This is a genomic window from Usitatibacter rugosus, from assembly GCF_013003965.1.
In the GTDB taxonomy this organism is placed as follows: Bacteria; Pseudomonadota; Gammaproteobacteria; order Burkholderiales; family Usitatibacteraceae; genus Usitatibacter; species Usitatibacter rugosus.
In genome coordinates, this window is the sequence record NZ_CP053069.1 from 370,926 (window position 1) to 396,261 (window position 25,336).

General features: G+C 68.2%; 24 protein-coding genes and 2 tRNA genes. 20 read left to right on the forward strand and 6 right to left on the reverse strand.

Annotation, left to right across the window (positions count from 1 at the left end; translation table 11 throughout):
- Entirely contained in the window at window positions 1–267 is a 267-nt protein-coding gene (locus DSM104443_RS01975; protein WP_171089024.1) for a YfhL family 4Fe-4S dicluster ferredoxin, read from the forward strand.
- Here DSM104443_RS01975 and DSM104443_RS01980 read toward each other — a convergent pair.
- Window positions 264–2,210 carry a dynamin family protein gene (locus DSM104443_RS01980; RefSeq protein ID WP_171089025.1) on the reverse strand — a complete coding sequence of 649 codons (1,947 nt, stop codon included), beginning with the start codon at window positions 2,208–2,210 and terminating at the stop codon, window positions 264–266. The two genes, DSM104443_RS01975 and DSM104443_RS01980, sit on opposite strands and share 4 nt — an antisense overlap.
- On the reverse strand, window positions 2,207–3,022 hold the full coding sequence (gene mutM / locus DSM104443_RS01985) for a bifunctional DNA-formamidopyrimidine glycosylase/DNA-(apurinic or apyrimidinic site) lyase (protein WP_171089026.1): 816 nt from the start codon (window positions 3,020–3,022) through the stop codon (window positions 2,207–2,209). Before mutM ends, DSM104443_RS01980 begins: the two co-directional genes overlap by 4 nt.
- A gap of 104 nt (window positions 3,023–3,126) precedes the next feature.
- Between mutM and DSM104443_RS01990 the strand changes: the two genes are divergently transcribed.
- Entirely contained in the window at window positions 3,127–4,788 is a 1,662-nt protein-coding gene (locus DSM104443_RS01990; RefSeq protein ID WP_171089027.1) for a tetratricopeptide repeat protein, read from the forward strand.
- Here the strand turns inward: DSM104443_RS01990 and DSM104443_RS21990 are convergent.
- Complete coding sequence (locus tag DSM104443_RS21990) at window positions 4,778–4,912, reverse strand: hypothetical protein (protein ID WP_281359541.1); 135 nt, start codon at window positions 4,910–4,912, stop codon at window positions 4,778–4,780. The two genes, DSM104443_RS01990 and DSM104443_RS21990, sit on opposite strands and share 11 nt — an antisense overlap.
- Here DSM104443_RS21990 and DSM104443_RS01995 point away from each other — a divergent pair.
- From DSM104443_RS01995 to DSM104443_RS02040, 10 genes are all read left to right on the forward strand, one after another.
- Window positions 4,899–5,309 carry an outer membrane lipoprotein LolB gene (locus DSM104443_RS01995; RefSeq protein WP_171089028.1) on the forward strand — a complete coding sequence of 137 codons (411 nt, stop codon included), beginning with the start codon at window positions 4,899–4,901 and terminating at the stop codon, window positions 5,307–5,309. The two genes, DSM104443_RS21990 and DSM104443_RS01995, sit on opposite strands and share 14 nt — an antisense overlap.
- Complete coding sequence (gene ispE / locus DSM104443_RS02000; RefSeq protein ID WP_171089029.1) at window positions 5,309–6,160, forward strand: 4-(cytidine 5'-diphospho)-2-C-methyl-D-erythritol kinase; 852 nt, start codon at window positions 5,309–5,311, stop codon at window positions 6,158–6,160. The genes DSM104443_RS01995 and ispE overlap by 1 nt, the downstream gene beginning before the upstream one ends.
- 12 nt (window positions 6,161–6,172) lie before the next feature.
- Window positions 6,173–6,249 (forward strand) — tRNA-Gln (locus tag DSM104443_RS02005).
- A gap of 35 nt (window positions 6,250–6,284) precedes the next feature.
- Window positions 6,285–7,235 carry a ribose-phosphate pyrophosphokinase gene (locus tag DSM104443_RS02010; RefSeq protein WP_171089030.1) on the forward strand — a complete coding sequence of 317 codons (951 nt, stop codon included), beginning with the start codon at window positions 6,285–6,287 and terminating at the stop codon, window positions 7,233–7,235.
- Window positions 7,236–7,315: 80 nt separating this feature from the next.
- Entirely contained in the window at window positions 7,316–8,047 is a 732-nt protein-coding gene (locus DSM104443_RS02015; protein WP_171089031.1) for a 50S ribosomal protein L25/general stress protein Ctc, read from the forward strand.
- Window positions 8,048–8,131: 84 nt separating this feature from the next.
- Window positions 8,132–8,818, forward strand: a complete 687-nt coding sequence (gene pth, locus DSM104443_RS02020; protein ID WP_171089032.1) for an aminoacyl-tRNA hydrolase — start codon at window positions 8,132–8,134, stop codon at window positions 8,816–8,818.
- The gene (gene ychF / locus DSM104443_RS02025; RefSeq protein WP_171089033.1) at window positions 8,815–9,906 is read left to right on the forward strand and encodes a redox-regulated ATPase YchF; all 1,092 of its coding nucleotides are present in this window, start codon (window positions 8,815–8,817) and stop codon (window positions 9,904–9,906) included. Before pth ends, ychF begins: the two co-directional genes overlap by 4 nt.
- A gap of 58 nt (window positions 9,907–9,964) precedes the next feature.
- Window positions 9,965–10,702 (forward strand): SGNH/GDSL hydrolase family protein, encoded by a 738-nt coding sequence (locus DSM104443_RS02030; protein ID WP_171089034.1) that lies wholly within the window; start codon window positions 9,965–9,967, stop codon window positions 10,700–10,702.
- Between the two features lie 14 nt (window positions 10,703–10,716).
- Window positions 10,717–10,792, forward strand: a tRNA-Met gene (locus DSM104443_RS02035).
- A 43-nt stretch (window positions 10,793–10,835) separates the two neighbouring features.
- Window positions 10,836–11,747: a DUF6923 family protein gene (locus tag DSM104443_RS02040; RefSeq protein ID WP_171089035.1), complete on the forward strand. Its 912-nt coding sequence runs from the start codon at window positions 10,836–10,838 to the stop codon at window positions 11,745–11,747.
- Window positions 11,748–11,770: 23 nt separating this feature from the next.
- On the opposite strand, the gene DSM104443_RS02045 is transcribed toward DSM104443_RS02040, so the two are convergent.
- Window positions 11,771–12,772, reverse strand: coding sequence for an OmpA family protein (locus tag DSM104443_RS02045; RefSeq protein ID WP_171089036.1), 1,002 nt, complete (start codon window positions 12,770–12,772; stop codon window positions 11,771–11,773).
- A gap of 11 nt (window positions 12,773–12,783) precedes the next feature.
- The gene (locus DSM104443_RS02050; protein WP_171089037.1) at window positions 12,784–13,152 is read right to left on the reverse strand and encodes a DUF4398 domain-containing protein; all 369 of its coding nucleotides are present in this window, start codon (window positions 13,150–13,152) and stop codon (window positions 12,784–12,786) included.
- Window positions 13,153–13,338: 186 nt separating this feature from the next.
- On the opposite strand from DSM104443_RS02050, the gene miaB reads away from it, so the two are divergent.
- From miaB to lnt, 6 genes are all read left to right on the forward strand, one after another.
- Window positions 13,339–14,694 carry a tRNA (N6-isopentenyl adenosine(37)-C2)-methylthiotransferase MiaB gene (gene miaB / locus DSM104443_RS02055; RefSeq protein ID WP_171089038.1) on the forward strand — a complete coding sequence of 452 codons (1,356 nt, stop codon included), beginning with the start codon at window positions 13,339–13,341 and terminating at the stop codon, window positions 14,692–14,694.
- Window positions 14,695–14,780: 86 nt separating this feature from the next.
- Window positions 14,781–17,546, forward strand: a complete 2,766-nt coding sequence (locus DSM104443_RS02060; protein WP_171089039.1) for a zinc-dependent metalloprotease — start codon at window positions 14,781–14,783, stop codon at window positions 17,544–17,546.
- A 115-nt stretch (window positions 17,547–17,661) separates the two neighbouring features.
- The gene (locus tag DSM104443_RS02065) at window positions 17,662–18,630 is read left to right on the forward strand and encodes a PhoH family protein (protein WP_171089040.1); all 969 of its coding nucleotides are present in this window, start codon (window positions 17,662–17,664) and stop codon (window positions 18,628–18,630) included.
- A complete protein-coding gene (ybeY, locus tag DSM104443_RS02070) occupies window positions 18,630–19,064 on the forward strand; it encodes an rRNA maturation RNase YbeY (protein WP_171089041.1) in 435 nt (144 codons plus the stop codon). Before DSM104443_RS02065 ends, ybeY begins: the two co-directional genes overlap by 1 nt.
- 49 nt (window positions 19,065–19,113) lie before the next feature.
- Window positions 19,114–19,950 (forward strand): CorC family transporter, encoded by an 837-nt coding sequence (locus tag DSM104443_RS02075; protein WP_171089042.1) that lies wholly within the window; start codon window positions 19,114–19,116, stop codon window positions 19,948–19,950.
- The gene (gene lnt / locus DSM104443_RS02080; protein WP_246232460.1) at window positions 19,947–21,479 is read left to right on the forward strand and encodes an apolipoprotein N-acyltransferase; all 1,533 of its coding nucleotides are present in this window, start codon (window positions 19,947–19,949) and stop codon (window positions 21,477–21,479) included. Before DSM104443_RS02075 ends, lnt begins: the two co-directional genes overlap by 4 nt.
- Here the strand turns inward: lnt and DSM104443_RS02085 are convergent.
- On the reverse strand, window positions 21,476–22,240 hold the full coding sequence (locus tag DSM104443_RS02085) for a class I SAM-dependent methyltransferase (RefSeq protein WP_171089043.1): 765 nt from the start codon (window positions 22,238–22,240) through the stop codon (window positions 21,476–21,478). The two genes, lnt and DSM104443_RS02085, sit on opposite strands and share 4 nt — an antisense overlap.
- A 77-nt stretch (window positions 22,241–22,317) precedes the next feature.
- On the opposite strand from DSM104443_RS02085, the gene glyQ reads away from it, so the two are divergent.
- On the forward strand, window positions 22,318–23,223 hold the full coding sequence (gene glyQ / locus DSM104443_RS02090; RefSeq protein WP_171089044.1) for a glycine--tRNA ligase subunit alpha: 906 nt from the start codon (window positions 22,318–22,320) through the stop codon (window positions 23,221–23,223).
- Window positions 23,220–25,334 (forward strand): glycine--tRNA ligase subunit beta, encoded by a 2,115-nt coding sequence (glyS, locus tag DSM104443_RS02095; RefSeq protein WP_171089045.1) that lies wholly within the window; start codon window positions 23,220–23,222, stop codon window positions 25,332–25,334. Before glyQ ends, glyS begins: the two co-directional genes overlap by 4 nt.
- Window positions 25,335–25,336 lie beyond the last annotated feature (2 nt).

The following is a 25,336-nucleotide window of genomic DNA, read 5'->3' on the forward strand; positions in this document are numbered from 1 at the left end:
TTGGCACTGATGATCACGGACGCGTGCATCAACTGCGATGTGTGCGAGCCCGAATGCCCCAACCAGGCGATCTCCGCGGGCGTGGAGATCTACGTGATCGACCCGAAGCGCTGCACCGAATGCGTGGGGCATTTCGACAAGCCGCAGTGCGTCGAGGTGTGCCCGGTCGATTGCATCCCGCTCGATCCGGACGTCGTCGAGACACCCGAGCAGCTGCTCGCCAAGTACGAAACGCTGACGGCGGAAAAGGCCGCGGGCGCGTCCTAGGCCAGGGACGAATCGCGCTCCACGTCGAGGAGCGAGGCGAGCTTGTCGCTGTGCTGGTCCCATACGCGGCGCTGCGCTTCCACGTCCGCGAGCAGCGCTTCCAGCTCGGAGAGCCGCGCCACGAGGTCGGTCTCCGCGTTGCGGATGCGCGCCATGCCCTCGATGCGGGAGTTGGTGTGGTCCTGGGAGTGCGAGAGCTGTTGCTCCAGCGGGCGCAGGAAGCCGGTCATCCACGCGTGCACCTCGCGGTCGGCGATCTCGAAGATGCGGATCACGTTCAATGCGACCGTGTCGAAGAAGAGCGTCCCCAGCGTCTTGCGGCGGAACGTGATCAGGCTGGTGCGGCTCTTGAAGTCCAGGTCGCACTGGTCCTCGAGGCGCGAGAGCTCGACCAGGAAGCGCTCCGTGCCGAAGGCCGGGATGTCGATCGCGGCGAGGCCGTAGTCCTCCACGAACTTGCGGTTCACCGCCTCCATCGCCTTCTTCACCTCCGCGATGATCGCGATGGCGTCCTGGAGCCGGTCGCGCGATTCGCGGAAGTACAGGTCGAGCGCCCCGGGAATGCCGCGCGAGAACGCGCTCGCCGTGATGGCCTCGTGCGCCCTCACGCCCCGTGCGCGTGCGCCTTCGGGGTCGAGCAGGCGGGCCAGCTCCTCGGCCTGGCGGTTGTGCAGGGTGCGCAGCCCCGCGACCGTGACGCGCGCCTCTTCCTGGCGGGCGCGCTCGGCGTTGGCCTTGCGCGCCAGCGTCTCGATCAGCTTCAGGTTCTTGCTCTGCAGCGCCGAGAGCTCCTGCACCTGGTCGCTGGTGAACGAGTGGCGGCTGTCCAGCAGCGCGCGCGTGCCGGCGAGCACGGGTCGCATCTCGGCTCGCACCGAGGTGGCGTGGTCGTGGCGGCGGCGGTGCACCAGCCCCTGCGAGAGCGCCTGCTCCAGCCGGTAGAGGCGGCTTCGCATCAGCGTGTCGCGGTCGTTGGCGACGCGCGCCACGAGGCCCAGCTTGGCCGAGAGCGCGAAGACGCGCGTGGGATCCACGCCCAGGGCCTCGGCGGCGAGGCGTACGTGCCGGTCGATCTCGGAGAACACCTCGTTCTCGCTGGCGTTGCCCGAGCGCAGCGTGTCGATCTTGTTCAGGACGATGAAGCGCGTGTGCGACTCGCTTCCGATGGGGGCGATGTGGTCGATATAGAGGGCGCGGTCGGTCGGCGTGACGCCCGAGTCCACGGATGCGATGAACACGATCGCATCGGCGTCGGGCACGCGGTTCAGCTGCAGCTCCGGCTCCGCGGCGAGCGCGGCGTGGCCGGGCGTGTCGAGGATCACGAGGCCGCGCTTCAAGAGCGGGTGCGGGAAATTCACGACGGCGTAGCGCCAGCGCGGGATCTCCACGCGCGCACCCTCGTCGCCCGGAAGCCCCAGGCTCGCCGCCTCGGCGGCGGTCACGTGCACTGACTCGGACAGCGCTTCGAAGGCGGCGGCGAGCGTCTCGGGATGCGCGGGATCGAGCGGGATCTCCTTCCACGAATCGATCTCGGTGATGTACTCGCGCAAGGACTTGGCGCTCTCCCGCGTCTCGATCGGCAGCACGCGGATCGAGGGAGGCCGCGCGGGATCGTGGAGGATCTCCGTCGGGCAGAGCGTGGTGCGCCCCGGTCCCGCGGGCAGCAGGCGGGCGCCCAGGTCGCCGAAGAAGAGCGCGTTGATGAGCTCGCTCTTGCCGCGCGAATACTCGGCGACGAAGGCGATGGTGAGGCGCTCGGCCGAGAGGCGCCGCTCGAGGTGCGCGAGGCGCGAGGCCGCGTGGTCGTCGATCAGCTTCGCGACCTGCGCCCAGCGGCGGAAGGCCGCGAGGCACCCGGCCGTCGATTCGCGCCATTCCTTCAGCTCGATCAGGCTGTTCTCGAAGGCCTTGGTGCCGATGAACCAGGTTCCGGTGACGCTCATCGCTGGCAGCCCGCGCAATAGAACGTGGAGCGCTGGCCCTGGCGCAGCGCCTTGATCGGCCGCGAGCAGCGCCGGCAGGGCTGGCCCTCGCGATCGTAGACCGACGTCACGTTCTGGAACTGCCCCGGCTCGCCGGTCGCAGAGACGTAGTCGCGAAGGGTCGAGCCCCCCGCATCGAGCGCGCGGGAAAGCGTGTCGCGGATGGCCTGGGCGAGCACGTTCCACCGCTCGAGCGAGATGCGGCCCACGGGCCGGGTCGGATGGATGCCCGCACGGAACAGCGCCTCGCTCGCATAGATGTTGCCCACGCCGGTGACCACGCTCGCGTTCATGATGAAGTGCTTCACCGCCACGCGCCGGCCGCGCGCGAGGGCATGCAGGTGCGCTCCGGTGAAGGCGGGATCGAAGGGCTCGACGCCGAGGCCGCGCAGCAAGGCGTGCTTCTCGGCCTCGCCGCCGATCCACAGCATGGCTCCGAAGCGCCGCGGGTCGTTCAGGCGCAGCGACTCGTGGCTGTCCAGCCGCACGTCCACGTGGTCGTGCAGCTTCGCGGGCCGGTCCTCGGGGACCATCGTGAGGCGGCCGGACATGCCGAGGTGGACCAGCAGGTGGCCCTTCGGGAAATCGAACAGGAGGTACTTCCCGCGGCGGCGGATGGCGACCACTTCAGCGCCGCGCAAGCGGCGTGCGAGGTCGCGCGGCACGGGCCAGCGAAGGCGCGCGTCGCGAACGACCACGTCCTGGATGGTCCGCCCGACCATGCGGGGCACGAGGCCGCGGCGGGTCGTCTCGACTTCGGGAAGTTCCGGCATTTGCAGCGGATTATAAGGGCAGGCCTGCAACGCCTCGCGCCCTTTCCGGTCGTACTATGATAGATATCGCCGGCCCGGCTGGGGTCGGACCGGAGCAAGCACCCATGGCAGCAAGGTACTGGATTGGCATCTGCACCGCCTTCGCCCTCGCGATCGCGGGGCCCGCGAAGGCCGCGGCCGACTCGCCCGACGTTCCCGTCGAGCAGATCTACGAGTTCCTGAAGGCGGAGGTGGCCGCGCAGCGCGGCGACCTCGACCAGGCGCTCGCCATCTACTCGCGCATCGCGCGCGAGACGCGCGACCCACAGGTCGCCCGCCGCGCCGTCGAAGCCGCGGTGCGTGCGCGGGCCTATGGCCCGGCGCTCGAGGCGGCGGCGCTGCTGCTCGAGGTCGAGCCCGATTCGAGCCTCGCCCGCGAGATCATCGCGTCGCTGCTCGCCAACGACGGAGCGCTTCCCAAGGCGCAGGCCACGCTCGAGGACCTCCTGAAGAAGAGCCCGGACCGCGCGTCGCTCCTGCGCCAGCTCTCGCACCTGTACGCGAAATTCCCCGACAAGACCGCGGTGCTCGACTCCACGATCGCGGTCACGCAGCCGTACCTGGACATGCCCGAGGCGCACTACGCCATGGGCGTGGCCGCGCTGCTCGCGGGCCGCACCGAGCTCGCCACGCGCGAGACGAGCCGGTCGCTCGAGATGCGGCCGGGCTGGGAGCAGGCCGCGATCCTGCAGGCCCAGGTGCTGCGCAAGACGGATGCGCAGCAGGTGATCCCGTACTACGCGAATTTCGTTTCCCAGCATCCCGAGTCGAAGGACGTGCGCACGCAGCTCGGCCGAGAGCTCGCCTCCGAGCGCAAGCTTTCCGAAGCGCGCGAGCAGTTCCGCGCCGTGGAGAAGCTGGCGCCGACCGATGCGCAGCCTGCCTATGCCGTGGGCCTCCTCTCGCTCCAGATGGAGGACTACGACGACGCGTCCGCCGCGTTCAAGCGCGCGCTCGACCTCAACTACCGTGACTCGAGCGCGGTGTACCTGAGCCTCGGCCAGGCGGCCGAGGGCCGCAAGAACTACGACGAGGCGATCGAGTGGTACCGCAAGGTCGAGTCGGGCGAATTCATGCGCGCGCAGTTGAAGATCGCCACGCTGGTCGCGAAGCAGCAGGGCCTCGCCGCGGGCCGTGAATACCTGAAGAAGGTCGAGCCGCGCTCCGACGACGACCGTATCCAGATCGTCCAGGTCGAGGCGCAGCTGCTGCGGGATGCAAAGGCCTGGAAGGAAACGTACGAGATGCTCTCCGCGGCGGTGAAGGAGTATCCGGATTCCTACGAGCTCCTCTACGACCGCGCGATGGCCGCCGAGCGCATCGACAACCTCCCCGTCGCCGAGGCCGACCTTCGCAAGGTGATCCGCCTCAAGCCCGATTACGCGCATGCGTACAACGCGCTGGGCTATACCCTCGCGGAGAAAACCAACCGCCTCGCCGAAGCACGCACGCTGATCGAGCAGGCCGTGAAGCTGGCACCCGACGATCCGTTCATCCTCGACAGCCTCGGCTGGGTCAACTACCGGCAGGGCAACCTCGAGGAGGCGCTGAAGGTGCTGCAGAACGCCTATTCGCAGCGGCCCGATCCCGAGATCGCCGCCCACCTGGGCGAGGTCCTGTGGAAGATCGGCCAGCGCGACGAGGCCCGCAAGGTGTGGCGCACGGCGCTCGCGGAAAATCCCGAGCACGAGACGCTGCTCGCCGTCATCCAGAAGTTCAAGCCCTGAGCACGCGCGTCCTCCTCGCCTGCGGGCTGTTCGCGCTCGCCGGCTGCGCGGGGCTGGGCTCCGCGCCCGAGCCGCTGCCCGCGCTCGCCTCGGTGCCGAGCGCCTTCGAAATGACGGGGCGCATCTCGGTTCGCGTCGGCGACAAGAGCGACATCGCGAAGCTGCGCTGGGCGCACCGCCCTGCCTCCGATGCGTGGACCATCGCCTCGCCGATCGGCAACGAGATCGCCTCGATCCGCTCCGACGCGAGCGGTGCCGTGCTGAGGAGAGCGGGTGCCGACGATGAGCGCGCGGCGACGTTCGCGGCGCTCACGGATCGCCTGCTGGGCGCGGCCCTCGAGCCGCGCGACCTCGCGTCGTGGCTGCACGGCGCGAAGCCCGACGCGGCCGCCGACTGGAAGGTCACCGTCGACGAGACGCAGCAAGCGGGAACGGTGCAGCTCGCGCGGCGCATCACGGCCACGCGGGCCGACACCGTGGTGAAGCTCGTCGTCGACAGCTACCGCCCGCTGGAGGAGTGATGGCGGTCCTGCCCGGGCCGGGCTATCCCGCGCCCGCCAAGCTGAACCTCTTCCTGCACGTCGTCGGCCGGCGCGAGGATGGCTATCACCTGCTGCAAAGCGTCTTCACGCTGATCGACCGGCAGGACACGATCCGCCTCCGGGTCCGCGAGGACGGCGTGATCGCGCGCGTGAACGACGTGGCCGGCGTCCCCGAAGCGGAGGACCTGTCCGTGCGCGCAGCACGCCTGCTGCAAGAGCACACCGGCACGCGCCTCGGCGTCGACATCGAGCTCGAGAAGCGCATCCCCATGGGCGGCGGCCTGGGAGGCGGCAGCTCCGACGCGGCCACGGTGCTGCGGGCGCTCGACGGGCTGTGGGGCCTGGGCCTGGGAACCGAGGTCCTCGGGGCGCTCGGCCAGCGCCTGGGCGCCGACGTCCCCTTCTTCGTCTTCGGACGGACGGCCTGGGTCGAGGGGATCGGCGAGCGCCTGCGGCCGTTCGAGCTGCCCCCCCGCTGGTACGTGGTCCTGGTGCCCCCCGTCCACGTCCCGACCCCCCTCGTTTTCGGGGCGCCGGAATTGACCCGAAACACGGAACCCCTTAAAATGGAAGACTTTTCGGCGCGCGATCTGCCCGGGGCGACCCGAAACGATCTCGAGCGCGTGGTGGTCGGCAAATTCCCCGAAGTGGCGCGGTGTCTCACCTGGCTCAAGGGGAAATCGGGGGAAGCGAGGCTCACGGGTTCCGGGGGCTGCGTCTTCGCCGGGTTCGACCAACGCGAGCAGGCCGAACGCGTGCTGCGAGAGCGGCCCGCGTCGATGGAAGGATTCGTGGCGCAAGGGATCGCGAAGCACCCCCTGGCGTCATAGTTGCAGGGCTGCAGGGGAGTCGCCAAGTTGGTTAAGGCACTGGATTTTGATTCCAGCATTCGAAGGTTCGAATCCTTCCTCCCCTGCCAATTTTCCGAACGTTGCCGGTGATCCAGGAAGACCCATGGCCTTCGAAAACCTGATGGTGTTCACTGGCAACGCCAATCCCAAGCTCGCGCAGAAGGTCGCGCAGCGGCTGAACATCCAGCTCGGGAAGGCGCAAGTCTCGAAGTTCAGCGACGGCGAAGTGATGGTCGAGCTGCTCGAGAACGTGCGCGGCAAGGATTGCTTCATCCTCCAGTCCACGTGCGCGCCGACCAACGACACGCTGATGGAAGTGATGATCATGTCGGATGCGCTGCGCCGCTCGAGCGCCGCGCGCATCACGGCGGCGGTGCCGTACTTCGGCTACGCCCGCCAGGACCGCCGGCCGCGGAGCGCGCGCGTCGCGATCTCGGCGAAGGTGGTGGCGAACATGCTGGTGAGCGCCGGGGTGAACCGGCTGCTGACGATGGACCTGCACGCGGACCAGATCCAGGGGTTCTTCGACATCCCGGTGGACAACGTCTACGCGACGCCGATCCTCCTGGGCGACGTGTGGAAGCACCAGTACAAGAATTTGGTCGTCGTGTCGCCGGACGTCGGCGGCGTGGTGAGGGCGAGGGCGCTCGCGAAGCGGCTGGAAAGCGACCTCGCGATCATCGACAAGCGCCGCCCGCGGCCGAACGTGGCCACGGTGATGAACATCATCGGCGACGTGAACGGCCGCACGTGCGTGATCATGGACGACATGGTCGACACCGCGAACACGCTCTGCGAAGCGGCGCGCGCGTTGAAGGAGCAGGGCGCCATCCGCGTGGTGGCGTATTGCACGCACCCGGTGCTGTCCGGTCCCGCGATCGGCCGCATCGAGGCCTCGGTGATCGACGAGCTGGTGGTGACGGACACCATCCCGCTCAAGCCCGAGGCGGAGGCGTGCAAGAAGATCCGCCAGATCAGCGTGGCGGAGCTCTTCGCGGAGACGATGCGAAGGATTTGTGAGGAGAGCTCGGTGAGCTCTCTGTTCGTGGAGTAAGTGCAGGTGAGGGGACTTCCCTCGAAATGCGGTGAGCTTGGTCGCGAGCCCCGCAGAAAAACGAAACTGGAGATGTCAAAGTGAAAATCACCGTCAAAGCCGAACCGCGGAGCGTTCAGGGCACGGGTGCGAGCCGCCGCCTGCGCCGCGAGTCGAAGGTGCCGGGCGTGCTGTACGGCGCCGGCAAGGATGCGCAGCCGATCCAGCTCGACCACAAGGAACTCTGGTTCCAGCTCAAGATGGAAGCGTTCCACGCCTCCATCCTGGACATGCAAGTCGGCTCGGAAAAGTCGCAGGTCCTGCTGCGCGACTACCAGATGCACCCGTTCAAGATGCAGATCCTGCATGCGGACTTCCAGCGCGTCGACGCGAACAAGAAGATCCACATGAAGGTGCCGCTGCACTTCGTGAACGCCGAGATCTCGCCCGGCGTGAAGGGCGCGGGCGGCATCGCGCAGCACGTGATGAACGAGCTCGAGATCTCCTGCCTCCCGAAGGACCTGCCGAGCTTCATCGAGGTGGACCTGAAGGACCTGCAGGCCGGCCACTCGCTGCACCTGTCGACGCTCACGCTGCCCCCGGGCGTGGAAGCGGTCTTCACGAAGGGCGAAGACCCGACCGTGGCCACGATCGTGATCCCGCGCGTGAAGACGGAGGAGGAGGAGCTGGCGGAAGCCGCTGCCGCCGCCGCCGTGTCGGCCGCGGACGTCCCGACCACCGCGCAGAAGACGGCGGAGCAGCTCGCCGCCGAAGCCGCCGCGAAGGATTCCAAGGGCGGTGGCCCGAAGGACAAGGACAAGGAGAAGAAGTAATCCCTCCGGCTTCAAGCAACGCGTCGCGCCCGCCGGAAACCCGGCGGGCGTTTTGTTTTCACCCCACCTGAGATTTCCCGTTCGATGTCGGACATTCGCCTGATCGTGGGGCTCGGCAATCCCGGGCCCGAGTACGAACGCACGCGCCACAACGCCGGCTATTGGTGGGTGGACGCGATCGCGGAGCGCGCGCGTTCCGACTGGAAGAAGGAATCGAAGTTTGCCGGCTGGACCACGCGCATTTCCGAGGGGGGCAAGGAGTTCTGGTTGCTCAAGCCCGCCACGTTCATGAACGAGAGCGGCCGCAGCGTGGCGGCGGTGATGCGCTTCTACCGCATCGAGCCCGCCGAGCTGCTCGTGGTGCATGACGAGCTGGATCTCCCGCCGGGTTCGCTCAAGCTCAAGCTGGGTGGCGGCACGGGCGGCCACAACGGCCTCACGGACATCGCGGAGCACCTCGGCGTGAAGGACTTCTGGCGCCTGCGCGTCGGCATCGGCCATCCGGGCGACAAGAACCGCGTTCCGGACTATGTGCTGAAGAAAGCGACACGCGACGAGCAGGAAGCCATCGACACGCCGTTCGACCGCAGCCTGGACCTCCTGCCGCGCCTGGCCACCGGACGGTTGCAGGATGCGATGGGTTGGCTTCACACGTCGCCGGAGGACGAGGCGAAACGCAAGGCGACGCTTGAAGCACGGAAGGCAACTTCCGATGCGGGCGTCGTCCCCGCGCAGGCGGGGACCCAGTCAACGAAGGAACCGAAAGAATGAGCCTCCAATGCGGCATCGTCGGACTCCCCAACGTGGGGAAGTCCACCCTCTTCAACGCGCTCACCAAGGCCGGCATCGCGGCGGAGAACTATCCGTTCTGCACCATCGAGCCGAACGTGGGCATCGTCGAGGTGCCCGATCCGCGCCTGGACAAGCTGGCCGCGATCGCCAAGCCGCAGAAGGTGCTGCCCGCGGTCGTGGAGTTCGTCGACATCGCCGGCCTCGTGGCGGGAGCCTCGAAAGGCGAGGGCCTCGGCAACCAGTTCCTCGCCAACATCCGCGAGACCAACGCGATCGCGAATGTCGTGCGCTGCTTCCAGGACGACAACGTGATCCACGTCTCGAACAAGGTGGATCCGATCTCCGACATCGAGGTGATCCACACCGAGCTGGCGCTGGCCGACATGTCGACCGTGGAGAAGGCGATCCACCGCCACGGCAAGACCGTACGCTCCGGCGACAAGGAAGCGGCGAAGATGGTCGCGATCCTGGAGAAGGTCCAGAAGGCGCTCGACGGCTTCCATCCGGTGCGCACCATGGACTTCACGCCCGACGAGTTCGCGCTGCTGCAGCCGCTGCAGCTGCTCACCGCGAAGCCCGCGCTCTACATCGCCAACGTGGACGAGAAGGGCTTCACGAACAACCCGCTCCTCGACCGCGTGAAGGACTATGCGAAGAAGGAAGGCGCGCCCGTCGTGGCGATCTGCGCCAAGATCGAGGCCGAGATCTCCGACCTCTCCGGCGAGGACAAGCAGGTGTTCCTCGCGGACCTGGGCCTGGACGAGCCGGGCCTGAACCGGCTCATCCGGGCCACGTACGATTTGCTGGGCCTGCAGACGTACTTCACCGCGGGCGAAAAGGAAGTCCGCGCGTGGACCATCCACAAGGGCGACTCCGCGCCGCGCGCCGCCGCGGCGATCCACACGGATTTCGAGAAGGGCTTCATCCGCGCGGAAGTGATCGCGTACGACGATTTCGTCGCGCTGAACGGCGAGGCCAAGGCCAAGGAGGCGGGCAAGATGCGCCTCGAGGGCAAGGACTACATCGTGAAGGACGGCGACGTCATGCACTTCCGCTTCAACGTCTGATCACGCGGGCGCAAATTCGGTAACAGGGCCGCGCCCCCACGGCGATAGACTGGGCCGCATGAGACGACATCTCGCCGCGCTCCTCCTGCTGGTTGCTTCGTGCGCCGCGTGGGCCCAGGCCCCCGCCGCCGCCACGAAGCCGACCCGCGTGCTGTTCATCGGCAACAGCCTTACCTTCGAGACCGACATCCCTGGCCGCGTCGCGAAGGTCGCGAAGGCCACGGGCCGCAACGTGGTGATCGAGTCGCGCGCGTATCCCGCCTACAGCCTCGACGACCACCTGCGCGACGGACGATCGCTCGACGCCCTCAAGCAGGGCTGGGACATCGTGGTGCTGCAGCAGGGCACCTCGGCGCAGGAAGACGCGCGCCAGGAGCTGATCGCCTCGGTGAAGAAGTTCGACCCGCTCATCAAGGCCGCCGGTGCGCGAACGGCGCTGTACATGGTGTGGCCGCTGGCGGACCGGCCCAAGGAATTTCCCGACGTGCTGCTCTCGTACCGCCTGGCCGCGAAGTCGGTGGACGCGATCCTCATCCCGGCCGGCGAGGCGTGGCTGCGCGCCCTCACGAAGGACCCGAGGCTCAAGCTCTACTCCGATCCCATCCATCCCTCGTCGTTCGGCAGCGACCTGGCGAGCCTCACGATCTACCTCACGCTCTTCCCGGCGGGGCCGCAGGAGTTCAACGAGGCCTTCGTGGAGAAGGTCGCGAAGGCCCTGGAAATCCCCGCGGCGAGGCGCGACCCGTTCTTCGACGCCGTCACGCTCGCCATCGACTCGCCCCTCGCGATCAAGTAAAATAACGGGTTCACGGCGAGTTAGCTCAGTGGTTAGAGCAGCGGAATCATAATCCGTTGGTCCGGGGTTCAAATCCCTGACTCGCCACCAAATTCTCGAGAAGCGCCGGCCCTGCTGCCGGCGATCCGGCCCGATGCGGCGTTGGCGCACACCCTTCGCTTTCACAGCGCTCCTCCTGGCGCTCCTTGCCGCGCCCGTCGCCGGGGCGGCCGATACCCTGTACGCATCCACCGTGAGCGGCTACAACGCCTCCTCGGTCGAAGTCGGCGTGGGCGCGCTCTATACGATCAACCCCGCGGATGCCGCGCCCACGAAAGTCGGGCCGATCCAGGTCGACGGAAAGTTTTCCATCGGCGTCACCGGGCTCGCCTTCCATCCGGCCACGGGGGTTCTCTACGGCATTACCGCCGGGCTCTCGCCGCACCTGCCGCATTCGCTGGTCACGATCGATCCGACCACGGCGGAAGCCAAGGTGATCGGGCCGCTCGGCTTGAGTGGATCCGACATCTCCTTCGGAAGCGACGGCAAGCTCTACATGTGGGTTCCGTCGCTGGGGCAGCTCGGCACCGTGAGCATTTCCTCCGGGGTGGTCACGCTCATCGGCACGGCGGGCGAGTCGGTGCCCACGGGAGGTCTCACGGTCGATGAATCGGGTGCGATGCTGATCGCGACCACGGGCGCCACGGGCACGCTCGACACGGTGGACGCCGCCACGGGCGCGGTCACCCGCGGCAAGCGCCTTTCGCAGGCTCCGTACGAGAGCGGCATCAACTCGCTCACGCTCTCGCCTCGTGGGGTGCTCTTCGCGGTCAACACCAACATGGGAGCACCGGCCAGCACGCGGCTTGTGCGCATCGACACGAAAACGGGTGCCATCACCAATGTCGGCGCGCTCCCGTCCGACACCGACGCGCTCGCTTTCAAGGCGGCGGACAAGGCCGCGTCGTCGGGAATCGATCCCAACTGGCCGCGAATCGCGTTCGCGGCCTTCGTGGTCATCGGCCTCGTGGTCCTCGTCTTCGTCGTCGTCCGGCCCAAGCGCTAGGCCCCGGGCCGGAACGACAAGGGTCACGCGCGCGGCTTCAGGTTGCCGCGATCATCCGCAACGACCACTTCCACGCGGCGATTCATCGCGCGCCCTTCGGCCGAGGAATTGCTGGCGACCGGGAACTGCTCGCCGTAACCGCGCGAGGCCATGCGCGTCGGGCTCACGCCGCGTTGCGCAAGCGCTGCCCGGACCGCTTCGGCCCGGCGAATCGACAGCTCCTGGTTCGTCGCATCCGAACCGACGGAATCGGTATAGCCCTCGATCAACAGGCTCTTGTCCGGGAACTGGTTCAGGTACGAGGCCAGCTTGTCCATGCGAGGACCCGCATTCGGCAGCAGCTCGGCGCGGCCCGTCTGGAACAGCACGTCGCCCAGCGTGACGAGGAGACCGCGATCGGTTTCCTTGCCCTGCAGCTCGACGATCACCACGCGCAGCTTCTCGCGCGCATCGGCGGCGTCGGCGGCGGACTGCGCCGCGCGGGCACGCTCGATGTCGGCTTGCTGCGTGGCGCTCTGCGCCTGGACCGACGCGGCGGCCGCTTGCTGCGCGGCAACCTGCGCCTGGTCGCGGGCGATCGCGGCATCGGTGCGGGCCGCGCTGGCGTCCGCGCGGGCCATGTTGGCGTCGGCACGCGCTACGTTCGCTTCACGAGTGCGGTTCGCCAGGCGCAGGCGATCGACTTCGCCCTGCATGCGCGTCATCTCGTCGGTGTCGCGGCGGGAGCGTGCGAGGTCCTTCGCGGTCTGCGCACGGACGGCGGCGAGATACGCGTGGTGGTTCACTTCGGCGATCGACTCGCGGCCGCGGTTGAGGTTGTCCGCGCGATTCAGCGCTTCCTGCGCGTTCTTCAACTCCAGGGGAGCGCGCGAGACCACGTCCGGATCGGCGGAAGCGGAGTTCACTTCGGCACGCGCCGCTTCGAGGTTGTCGTTGATGCCGACACTCGCGCAAGCGGCGAGAACGGCGGCGCACAGCAGCGAGACCGCAAGGCCGCTGCGATGAATACGTTTTTGCTTTTCCATGAGGATCTCCATCAGCCCGGGCGACGCGCGAGCTCTTCGCGCATGCCACGGATGGCCTGGTTCACTTCGGCGAGGGCACGATCGTTCTTGCGGGCTCCGGCGCGGGCCTCGGCAAGGCGCGCATCGGCTTCAGCTTCGTCGACTGAGCGGCGGGCCTGGTCGTACTCTTTGTTGGCCATCGCGCGTTCGGCGTCGGCGAGCTTCATGCGCGCGCGCTCGAGCTCGGTGGGTGCCAGCTGGACGACTTCAGGCGTGCCCGCGGCACGCTCGACGGCCTTGCGGCCGACGGCCATCTGTTCGGTAGGAGGGGGCGCGCTCGCGCAACCGGCAAGGAGCGCCAGCGCGAGGGCCATGGGGGAGCCGAGAACAAACCGATTCATGGAGGGACCTCCGTCAGGGGTGCGAAACAGGGATTGCTACTGACGAAGACTCTACGGACCGCGCCTGTGCATGACTGTCGGTGCGTGCCGGATCCCGCGTAGGAGGTGGCCGTCGGAGCTTGGCCATTCGTGAGAAAATCGCGCTCCGCACTTCACCTGTCCGGATTACCCTCCGCGACCCAGGCCATGACCGGACCCAAGAAGGTCTTCATCCGCACGTTCGGATGCCAGATGAACGAGTACGACTCGGACAAGATGGCCGACGTGCTCCACGCCAGCGAAGGCTTCGAGAAGACCGACCGCGTCGAGGACGCGGACCTGATCCTCTTCAACACGTGCTCCGTGCGCGAGAAGGCGCAGGAAAAGGTCTTCGCGGATCTCGGCCGCGTTCGCGCCCTCAAGAAGGACAAGCCCGGCCTGCTGATCGGCGTGGGCGGCTGCGTGGCGAGCCAGGAGGGCGGCGAGATCGTGAAGCGCGCGCCCTTCGTGGACCTGGTGTTCGGCCCGCAGACGCTCCACCGCCTGCCCGCGATGATCGCCGAGCGCCGCTCGAGCGGCGAGGCGCAGGTCGACATCTCGTTTCCCGAGATCGAGAAGTTCGACCACCTGCCGCCGGCGCGCGTCGAGGGCGGCTCGGCCTTCGTCTCGATCATGGAGGGCTGCAGCAAGTACTGCACGTTCTGCGTCGTGCCCTACACGCGCGGCGAGGAAGTCTCGCGCCCGTTCGACGACGTGCTCGCGGAAGTGCGCGATCTCGCCTCCAAGGGCGTGATGGAAGTGACCCTCCTCGGCCAGAACGTGAACGCCTTCGTGGGCGAGATGGAGGACGGCGAGCCCGCGGACTTCGCGCTGCTGCTCGCGCATGTCTCTCGCATCCCCGGCATCGAGCGCATCCGCTACACCACCTCGCATCCGCTCGAGTTCACGCCGCGCCTGATCGAGGCCTACGCGAAGCTGCCGAAGGTGGTCTCGCAGCTCCACCTCCCGGTGCAGTCCGGCTCGGACCGCATCCTCGCGGCGATGAAGCGCAACTACACCGCGATGGAATACAAGTCGATCATCCGGCGCCTGCGCGCGGCGCGGCCGGACATCTCGCTGTCCACCGACTTCATCGTCGGCTTCCCGGGCGAGACCGAGGCCGACTTCGAGCAGACGATGGCGCTGGTGGAAGACGTGCGCTTCGACGGCGCCTTCAGCTTCATCTACAGCCCGCGCCCCGGCACCCCGGCCTCGAATCTTTCGGACGAAACACCGGCCGGCGTGAAATTGGCGAGACTGGCCCGACTTCAGAAGAGGCTGCAGGAGTTTTCGGAGCAGTATTCCGCGGCCATGGTCGGCAGCCGCCAGCGAGTCCTGGTCGAGGGCCACGCCCGCAAGAACCCGGCCGAGTTGGCCGGCCGCACCGAAAACAACCGTGTCGTGAACTTCGCCGGAAATCGGCGATTGATCGGTAATTACGTCGATTTACAAATTGTCCACGCCTACCCGCACAGCCTTCGCGGCGAGGTTGTAACGGCCCTCGAAGCCGCGGCCCAATCGTGACAATCAGTGACAACGCCCCTTGGGGGCCGTGTTAGCTTTTCGCGCTTCGGTAACAAATGCCCCAGATCCCGAATTCAGGAGACCCCATGAAAACAGCCCCGCGCACTCGCCTTCGCGATGCCGTCGCCCTGGCCCTTGGCGCAAGCCTCGTCGCCGGCGCTTTCTCGGCCACTCGCGCCAACGCCCAGGCACCGGCCCCCGGCCCTGCTCCCGCCCCTTCGTCGCCCGCGCCCAACAACGCGCCCGTGACGCCCCCGCCGACCTCGACCGCCCCCGGTGCTCCCGCCGCTTCCACGGCCCCGGTGCCCGGCGCCCCGCGCCCGTTCAAGGACATCATCAAGGACGCGAAGGAGACCAAGGGCTTCTTCACCCTCTGGCAGAAGGACGACAAGGTCTGGATCGAGGTGAAGCCCGAGCAGATCGACAAGCCCTTCCTCCTGGCCCTGGTCAACACCGGTGGCCTGGGCGAGGCGCGCATCTACGGCGGCCTCATGGACGACAGCGGCATCGCCTACTTCAAGAAGGTGGGCACGCAGATGCAGCTCCTGCTGGCCAACGAGCGCTTCCGCGCGCCCAAGGGCTCGCCCACGGAGCGCGCCATCAAGACCAGCTTCTCCGAGAGCCTGATCGGCTCCGGCGCGGTCCTGAGCGCCCCGCATCCCGACACGAAGGCGGTCCTCGTCGAGGCCAACAGCCTGCTGCTGGTGGACATGGCCGGCGCCGCGACGACGCTCGAGAACGCGTTCCGCATCCCGTACGCCCTCGACGGCCGCAACTCGAGCCTGGTGAAGGCCTCGACGCACGACGACAACACCGGCTTCGATGTCTCGCTGCACTTCGCCGTGCCGAAGCTGCCGGCCCGCCCGCTGGTGCCGAACCCGGCCGTGCCCGTCGTCCCGCCGCCCGCGAACGTGCCCGATGCGCGCAGCCTCTTCCTCGGCTACCGCGTGAATTTCGCGAAGCTTCCCGAGAAGCCGATGACCCCGCGCATCGCCGATGAGCGCGTGGGCTTCTTCACGACCACGTACGTCGACTTCACGGACGACCTCCGCCCGAACCCGAACGTGCACCTGGTGCGCCGCTGGCGCCTGGAGAAGAAGGATCCCGCCGCCGCGATGAGCGAGCCGGTGAAGCCGATCGTCTTCTGGCTCGACAAGAACATCCCGATGAAGCACCGCAAGGCGGTGACCGACGGCATCCTCGAGTGGAACAAGGCGTTCGAGCGCATCGGCTTCAAGGATGCGGTCCAGGCGAAAGTGCAGCCGGACGACGCGGACTTCGACACGGCCGACACCAAGTACGCAACGGTTCGCTGGTACCTCGCCTCGGGCGGCGCGCCGGCCATCGGCCCGTCGCTGGCCGACCCGCGCACCGGCGAGATCATCGACGCCGACATCCTCATGACCGACGGCTTCACGCGCTCCTCCCGCCGCTTCGTGAGCGAGGACGCGCCGAAGCTGAACGCCCACGAGCACGGCATGCCCGGCTTCCTCGGCAGCTCGCAGCAGTTCTGCAACTTCGCGGAGCAGGCGCACGGCGAGGCGGATTTCGCGATGGACATCCTCGAGGCCCGCGGCGACATCGCGCCGGACAGCCCCGAGGCGGAGAAATTCGTCTACGAGTACGTGAAGGAAGTGATCACGCACGAGGTCGGCCACACCCTCGGCATGCGCCACAACTTCCGCTCCTCGACGATCTTCACCGCCGCGCAGATCGCGGACCCGGAATTCACGGCGAAGAACGGCGTGATCGGCTCGGTGATGGACTACCCGCCGTTCAACATCCCGGCCAAGGGCCAGAAGGCCGCCAACTACGTGCAGCCCAGCCTCGGGCCGTACGACTACTGGGCGATCGAGTTCGCGTACAAGCCGATCGATCCGGCCAACGAGAAGGCGGAGCTGGAGGCGATCGCCGCGCGCGGCGCCAAGGATCCGCTGCTCGCCTACGGCACCGACGAGGATTCCTTCATCGGCGGCTCGCCGCAGGGCATGGACCCGACGGTGAACGTGTGGGACCTCACGGACAACCCGCTCGGCTACTACCGCAAGCGCCTCGAGCTCTCGCGCGAGCTGTGGGATCGCATCCAGTCGAAGCAGCTCGCCGATGGCGAGTCGTACGACACGCTGCGCCGGAGCTTCCTCGCGGGGTTCGACCAGATGAACCGGGGCCTGCTGCCCGTCACCAAGTACGTGGGCGGCATCGTGCAGGTGCGCGACCGCGCGGGCTCCGGCCGGCTGCCGTTCACGCCGGTCCCCGCCGCGCAGCAGCGCGAGGCGCTCAAGATCCTGAACGACGGCCTGTTCTCGGTCGACAGCTTCGCGTTCAAGCCCGAGTTCCTGGCGAGCCTGCCGCACAACCGGCAGGACTACTTCGACGCGCTCACGCGCGGTGACGTGAACCGCCAGCCGATGGTGAGCGTGCCCGGCACGATCCTCAAGCTGCAGCGAGACGTGCTGGACCAGGTGATGAGCGACGTCGTGGCGATCCGCCTCATGGAGTCGCAGAACATCTCGAAGAAGGGCGAGGCCTCGTTCAAGCTCTCCGAGCTCTACGACAACCTCCAGGGCTCGATCTGGAGCGAACTGAAGACCGGCCGCGAAGTCACGCCGATGCGCAGGAACCTGCAGCGCGAGCACCTGCGCCGCGTCGCCGTGGCGATCACGCGTTCCTCGGCGGGCCAGCCGGCGGATGCGCGCTCGCTGCAGCGGATGAACGCGCAACAGCTCGCCGCCGACCTCCGCGGGGCCCAGGGCAAGGCGGGCCTCTCGAAGGAAACGCGCGCGCACTACGCCGAGAGCCTCAACACGATCGACGAGGCCCTGAAGGCCCAGATTCAACGCGCGGGCGCTTAGCCCTCCACGCGGTAAAATACGGGTCGGCAAAACCCGGGTCAGAGTGGAGTTTTCCGGTGGACGGAAACTCCACTCTGACCCGGGTTTTGCCGGCCCTTTTCTTTCGGCTTCCCTCGTGCCCTCCTATAAAGCCCCGACGCAGGACCTCGCCTTCACGCCGATCGACAACGCCCGGCTGTCGGCCTTGTGCGGCCCGATCGACGCCAACCTGCGCCAGATCGAGAACGCGCTCGACGTGACGATCGCGCGCCGCGGCGAGCGCTTCAGCATCTCGGGGCCGGCCGACAAGCGCAAGGTCGCGGCCGAGGCGCTGGAGCGCTTCTACGAGCGGGCCCGGCGCGACCTCACCGTCGAGGATATCCAGCTGGGCCTGGTGGAGATCGGCCACGCAGGGCGGGGCGCGGAGAAGGCGGAGAGGGATTCGCCGGCGCTCGTCCTGCCGCGCCGTGGCGACCTCACCGCGCGCACGCCACGCCAGGCGCAGTACCTGCAGCAGATGCGCTCGCACGACATCACGTTCGGCGTCGGTCCCGCGGGCACCGGCAAGACCTTCCTCGCGGTGGCCGCCGCGGTCGATGCCTTCGAGCGCGACACGGTGAAGCGCATCGTGCTCACGCGCCCGGCGGTCGAGGCGGGCGAGAAGCTGGGCTTCCTCCCCGGCGACCTCGCGCAGAAGATCGACCCGTACCTGCGGCCGCTCTACGACGCGCTCTACGATTTGATCGGCTACGACAAGGTGGCACGGCTCTTCGAGCGGAGCGAGATCGAGGTGGCGCCCCTCGCCTTCATGCGCGGCCGCACGCTCAACCATTCGTTCGTGATCCTGGACGAGGCGCAGAACACCACGCCCGAGCAGATGAAGATGTTCCTCACGCGCATCGGCTTCGGTTCGAAGGCGGTCGTGACCGGCGACGTGACGCAGATCGACCTCGCCAAGGGCCAGGCCTCGGGGCTGATCGACGCGCGCATGGTGCTCACGGGCGTGCGTGGCATCGGGTTCACCGAGTTCCAGTCGGAGGACGTGGTGCGCCATCCCCTCGTACAGGCCATCGTCGACGCGTACGACCGCCGGAAGCCGGGCTGATGGCCGCTCCCGGAAGCGCGCTCGCCATCCAGCGGGCGTCGCGCGCGCGCCACATTCCGACGGACCGCATGCTCCGCGCCTGGGCGCGCGCCGCGCTCGGCCGCAAGGCGAACGTGACGCTGCGCTACGTCGCGGAGGCCGAGGGACAGCGCCTCAATCGCGAGTTCCGCGGCAAGGACTACGCGACCAACGTGCTCACGTTCGTCTACGAGGGCGGCCCTGGGCTCTCCGGCGACGTGGTGATCTGCGCGCCGGTGGTAGCGCGGGAAGCGCGCGAGCAGGGCAAGGAGGTCGCCGCGCATCACGCGCACCTGCTCGTGCACGGGCTGCTGCACCTGCAGGGCTTCGACCACGAGCGCAACGCGGAAGCCGAACGCATGGAAGCCCGGGAGCGCGCGATCCTGCGCCGGCTGGGCTTTGGAGATCCGTATTGAACGATTCAGGTACAGTATTTCCGAGTCACCCGCCCCCGATTTCCCTTCCATGAGCGAACCCGCGAAGCCGAGCCTGCTCGAGCGCCTGTCTTCCCTGCTCCTGCGGGAGCCCGAGGACCGGGAGCAGCTCGTGGTGTTGCTGCATTCCGCCTTCGAGCGCCACATCCTCGACGCCGATGCGCTCTCCATGATCGAGGGCGTGCTGCAGGTTTCCGAGACGCAGGTCCGCGACGTCATGATTCCGCGATCCCAGATGGACATGATCGACGTCTCCGAGGAGCCCCAGGCGTTCATCCCGTTCGTGATCGAGAAGGCGCACTCCCGCTTCCCCGCCTACCAGGACAACCGCGACAACGTCGTGGGCATCCTGCTCGCGAAGGATCTCCTCAAGTACTACGCCGAGGAGGAGTTCAACGTGCACGACATGCTGCGCCCCGCGGTGTTCGTGCCCGAGGCGAAGCGCCTGAACGTGCTGCTGAAGGAGTTCCGCGCCAACCGCAACCACATCGCGATGGTGGTCGATGAGTACGGCGGCGTGGCCGGCCTCGTGACGATCGAGGATGTGATCGAGCAGATCGTCGGCGACATCGAGGACGAATACGACTTCGACGAGACCGAGGACAACATCATCCTCGACCGGAACGGCAAGTACCGCGTGAAGGCCTCCACCGAGATCGCGGACTTCAACGAGCACTTCGGCACCAAATTTTCCGACGCGGACCAGGACACGGTGGGCGGCCTCGTGCTCGCCCGCTTCGGCCGGCTCCCCAAGCGCGGCGAATCGGTCACGCTCGACGACCACGGCTTCACGATCCTGCGCGCCGACAGCCGCAAGATCCACGCGCTGCTGGTCGAGAAGAAGGAAGCGAAGGAGCCCGCGCAGTGACCCCGCCCGCGGCGGCGCCGTCGCGCGCCGCCGCGGCGCGCATCGTGGCGCGCGGCCTGCTGCTGCCGCTCGTCGCCGGTGCCGCATGCGTCTTCGGCTTCGCGCCGTTCCACGCGTGGATCGTCCCGATGCTCGCCCTGGCGGTCCTCTTCCATGCGTGGACCGCGAGCGGCTCGGCCCTGCAGGCTTCGCTCACGGGCTTCGCGTTCGGACTCGGCTATTTCCTCGCCGGCGTCTCCTGGGTCTACGTGAGCCTGCACGTCTATGGCGCGATGCCGGCGGTGCTCGCGGCCATCGCGACCTTCCTGTTCTGCGCGTACCTCGCGATCTTCCCGGCGCTGGCGGGGTGGCTCGCGTGGAGCCTCGCGCGGCGCTCGCCGTGGCGCCTGTTCGTCGCCATGCCGGCGGCCTTCGTGCTGATGGAGTGGCTGCGCGGATGGCTCTTCAGCGGATTTCCCTGGCTCAACCTCGGCACGTCGCAGGCGCCCGCGAGCCCGCTGGCGGGCTTTGCACCCGTGGTCGGCGCCTACGGGGTCTCGCTCGCGGTGGCCGCCGTGGCGGCGCTCTGCGTGGCGCTCGTCCGAAGCGACGCGTGGTCGCGCAGCCGCTTCGCGTTGCTGGGCGGCTTGGTCGCGATCCTCGCCGTGGGCGGGCTGCTCCGGCTGGTGGAGTGGACGGTGCCGGCCGGCCCGCCCGTCACGATGGCGCTGTTGCAGGGCAACGTGCCCCAGAACCTCAAGTTCCGCGACGAGACGCGGGCGAAGACGCTGATCGAGTACCGCGAGATGATTCGCAACGCGAACGCGCGTGTCGTGGTGCTGCCGGAGACCGCGCTGCCCGCGTTCCTCGATCGCCTGCCGCCGGGCTACCTCGACGAGCTGAAGGCCCACGCGCTCGAGGCGAAGAAGGACATCCTGCTGGGCGCGCTGGAGCGCACGTTCTCGGGCGAGCGCTTCGCCTACTACAACAGCGTCGTGCGCCTCGGAGACGGGGCGCCGCAGTCGTTCCGCAAGCGCCACCTCGTGCCTTTTGGCGAGTTCATCCCGTGGGGCTTCCGCTGGGTGCTCGACATCCTGCACATCCCGCTCACCGATTTCTCGCGCGGCGAGGCCTCGCAGCCGCCGCTGGTCGCTGCCGGCACCGCATTCGGCGTGACCGTCTGCTACGAGGACATCTTCGGCGAGGAGCTGGTGAACCAGCTTCCGGAGGCGCGAATCCTCCTCAACGTGAGCAACACCGCGTGGTTCGGCGAATCGCTCGCCTCCGACCAGCACCTCCAGTCCTCGCAGATGCGTTCCCTCGAGATGGGCCGCTGGTCGGCGCGTGCGACGAACACCGGTGTCACCGCCGTCGTCGACGAGCGCGGCCGGGTCGTGTCGCGGCTGGCGCAATTCACGGCGGGGACGCTGGTCGAATCGGTGGTTCCGCGGACGGGATCCACGCCCTTCGTGTACGGGGGCAACGCTCCCGCGCTGCTGGCCGTCTTTGCCCTGCTGGCCGCGGCCGCGTGGCGACGGCGCCGGCCCTAGGCGGATTCGGCGCGGCGCGCCCGCACCAGGAATACCTCGGCGCAGAGCTCGTCGATCTCCGCGGACGTGACGTTCGAGAGCGACATCCGGCCCACGTCGACCTTCGCCGGCGCGCGGCCGCGGTGCTCGCGATGCCACGCCACCAGCGGCGGCGAGACGGTCGAGGCGTGACCTTCGACACGGAAGCCCGTCTCCTCGAACATGCGCACGATCTCGATCAGCGTGAAGAAGCGCAGGTGCGTGATGTCGAGCAGCCCACGCTCGGCGTAGGGATAGCGGCCCGCGCAGACCAGGGCCTCGACCACCATGAGGTTGCGTGCGTTCGGAATGCTCGCCACGAGCTGCGCCCCCGGCGCGAGCAGCGTGCGGGCGCGAACCAGCGCATCCCACGGGTTCACGAGGTGCTCGAACACGTCCGCGGCGACCAGGGTGTCGAACTCGCCTTCCTTCAGGCCCTCGGCGGCGAAGTCGATATCCTCGATGCGCGAGCAGATCACGCGGTCGATGCGCGTGGCGGCGAGCGCGGCGGCGGCGCGGCCGGCCTCGATACCGACGACGGTCGCGCCCGGGTACCGAAGCTTCAGCTCCTGGCCGAAACGGCCGCCCGCGCAGCCCAGCTCGAGCACGCGCCGAGGCTCGCCCGAGATGATCCCGAGCAGCGGCTGGTTCACGTAATCGAGGTAGTGCCCCACGTCCTGCCCCTCGACGTCGAGGCACGACTGCCACGCGTAGGGACGCCGAACCGGTGCGACTTGCGCCATGGAAATGCCGTTTCGGAGGGGATTGCCAAACTTATCCGCTAAAATCATTCCTTTGGCAACGCCGATTTCCTTTCCCGATGGTGACCTTCCAGCAGTTGGTCCTGCGCCTCCAGGATTACTGGGCCGCGCAGGGCTGCGCGATCCTCCAGCCCTACGACATGGAAGTGGGCGCGGGCACGTCGCACACCGCGACCTTCCTGCGCTCGCTCGGGCCGGAGCCGTGGCGTGCCGGGTACGTGCAGCCCTCGCGCCGCCCGAAGGATGGCCGCTACGGCGAGAACCCCAATCGCCTCCAGCACTACTACCAGTTCCAGGTGGTCCTGAAGCCCTCGCCGCCGGAGATCCTCGATCTCTACCTGGGCTCGCTCACTGCGGTGGGGTTCGACCTCGGCAAGAACGACGTGCGCTTCGTCGAGGACGACTGGGAGAACCCGACGCTGGGCGCCTGGGGCCTGGGCTGGGAAGTGTGGATGAACGGCATGGAGATCACGCAGTTCACCTATTTCCAGCAGGTGGGCGGCCTCGACTGCAAGCCGATCACCGGCGAGATCACGTACGGCCTCGAGCGACTCGCGATGTACCTGCAGGGCGTGGAGAACGTGTACGACCTCGTGTGGACGGAATGGGAGGAGAACGGCAAGACGCGCCGCCTCTCGTACGGGGACGTGTATCACCAGAACGAGGTCGAGCAGTCCACGTACAACTTCGAGCAGTCCGACGCGAAGGTGCTCTTCCAGCACTTCGGTGACCACGAGGCGGCGGCCAAGCACCTGATGGAGAAGGCGCTCGCGTTGCCCGCCTACGACCAGGTCCTCAAGGCCGCGCACATGTTCAACCTGCTCGATGCACGCGGGGCGATCTCCGTCACGGAGCGCGCGGCGTACATCGGGCGCATCCGCAACCTCGCCAAGGCGGTGGCGCTCAGCTATTTCGAATCGCGCGAACGCCTCGGCTTCCCGATGCTCGCGAAGGACGCCGCATGAGCGCCCCGCTGCTGGTCGAGCTCGTCTGCGAGGAGCTGCCGCCCAAGGCGCTGGCCCGGCTGGGCGCGGCGTTCGCGCAGGGCATCCGCGACGGCCTCGCGAAGCGCGGCCTGCTGGAAGAGCCGAGCGATGCGCTCCTCTTCGCGACACCCCGCCGGCTTGCGATGGGCCTGCGCGCGGTTCGCGAGGCCTCGGAGCCCAGGGCGCTCGAGGTGAAGCTGATGCCGGTGTCGGTCGGCCTCGATGCGAACGGCAAGCCCACGCCCGCGCTCGAGAAGAAGCTGCAGGCCCAGGGGCTCGCGGGCATCGACCCGTCGCGCTTCAAGCGCCGCGTGGACGGCAAGGCGGAGACGCTCTTCGTCGACACGACGACGGCGCCGATGCCGCTCGCCGAGGCGCTGCAGGGCGCGCTCGACGAGGCGATCGCGCAGCTGCCCATCCCCAAGTTGATGAGCTACCAGCTCGCCGACGGCAAGACCACGGTCCATTTCGTGCGGCCCGCGCATGCGCTGGTGGCATTGCACGGCGACACGGTTGTTCCGGTTCGCGCGCTCGGCCTGCAGTCGGGTCGCGAGACGCGCGGCCACCGCTTCCAGGGTGCGTCGCGCATCACGCTCGCTCGCGCGGACGACTATGAGCGTGCGTTGGGCGAGGAGGGCGGCGTGATCGCCTCCTTCGCGCGCCGCCGCACCGCGATCCAGCAGCAGCTCGACGCGGCCGCGAAGCAGCACGCCGGATCGCTCGGCCCCGCGGGCAGCTACGACGCGCTGCTGGACGAGGTGACGGCGCTGGTCGAGATGCCGACCGTGTACGCGGGTGCGTTCGAGACCGAGTTCCTCTCGGTGCCGGCGGAGTGCCTCACGCTCACGATGCGGCAGAACCAGAAGTATTTCCCGCTCTTCGACGCGGCCGGGAAGCTCACGAACCGCTTCCTCATCGTGAGCAACATGAAGCTCGCCGATCCCGTGAACATCGTGCAGGGCAACGAGCGGGTCGTGCGCCCGCGCCTCGCGGACGCGCGCTTCTTCTTCGACACCGACCGCAAGACCAGGCTCGCGGATCGCGCGCCGCAGCTGGCCACGATCGTCTATCACAACAAGCTTGGCACGCAGCTGGAGCGCGTGGAGCGCATGCGGCGTCTCGCCTCCGCGATCCAGGCGATGCTGCCGCGCGGAGCGCTCGGCAAGTCGTACGCCGACCGCGCCGCCCTGCTCGCCAAGGCCGACCTCGTCACGCTGATGGTGGGCGAGTTCCCCGAGCTGCAGGGCATCATGGGCAAGTACTACGCGGAGGCCGACGGCGAGGAACCCTCCGTCGTGCGCGCGATCGAGCAGCACTACTGGCCGCGCTTCGCGGGCGACGAGCTGCCGGTGGGCGACGTGAGCATCGCGCTCGCGCTCGCGGACAAGCTCGAGTCCCTCGTGGGCCTCTTCGGCATCGGCCAGGTGCCCACGGGCGACAAGGATCCTTTCGGCTTGCGCCGCGCCGCGCTCGGCGTGCTGCGCATCCTGTCGGAGAAGCCGGAGGCGAAGGACCTCGACCTCGGAGCGCTGCTGCAGGAAGCGTTCGCGGGATTCCCCGCGGGCAAGCTCGCCGCCGAGACGGTCGCGCAAGTGCACGCGTTCATGCTCGATCGTCTTCGTTCGATGCTGCGCGACAAGGGCTACGACGCGAACGAGGTGGAAGCCGTGCTGGCGGGCAACCCCACGCGCGTGAAGCAGGTGTGGGATCGCATCGAGGCCGTGAAGGCGTTCCGCGCGCTTCCCGATGCCGAGGCGCTCGCCGCGGCCAACAAGCGCATCCAGAACATCCTTCGCAAGTCCGAGGGCTACGGGGCGGTGGATTTCGCGCTGTTGCAGCTCCCGGAGGAGAAGAAGCTGCGCGCCACGCTGACCGACGTCGCGTCGCGGGCCGACGACCTCTTCGCGAAGAACGACTTCACCGGGACGCTCACGGCACTCGCCGCCATCCGCGCGGATGTCGATGCGTTCTTCGACAAGGTGCTGGTGAACGCCGAGGATCCGAAGCTTCGCGCGGCGCGCCTGGGCCTGCTCTCCGACCTGGGCGGCGTGATGAACAAGGTCGCCGACATCTCGAAGCTCTCCGCATGATC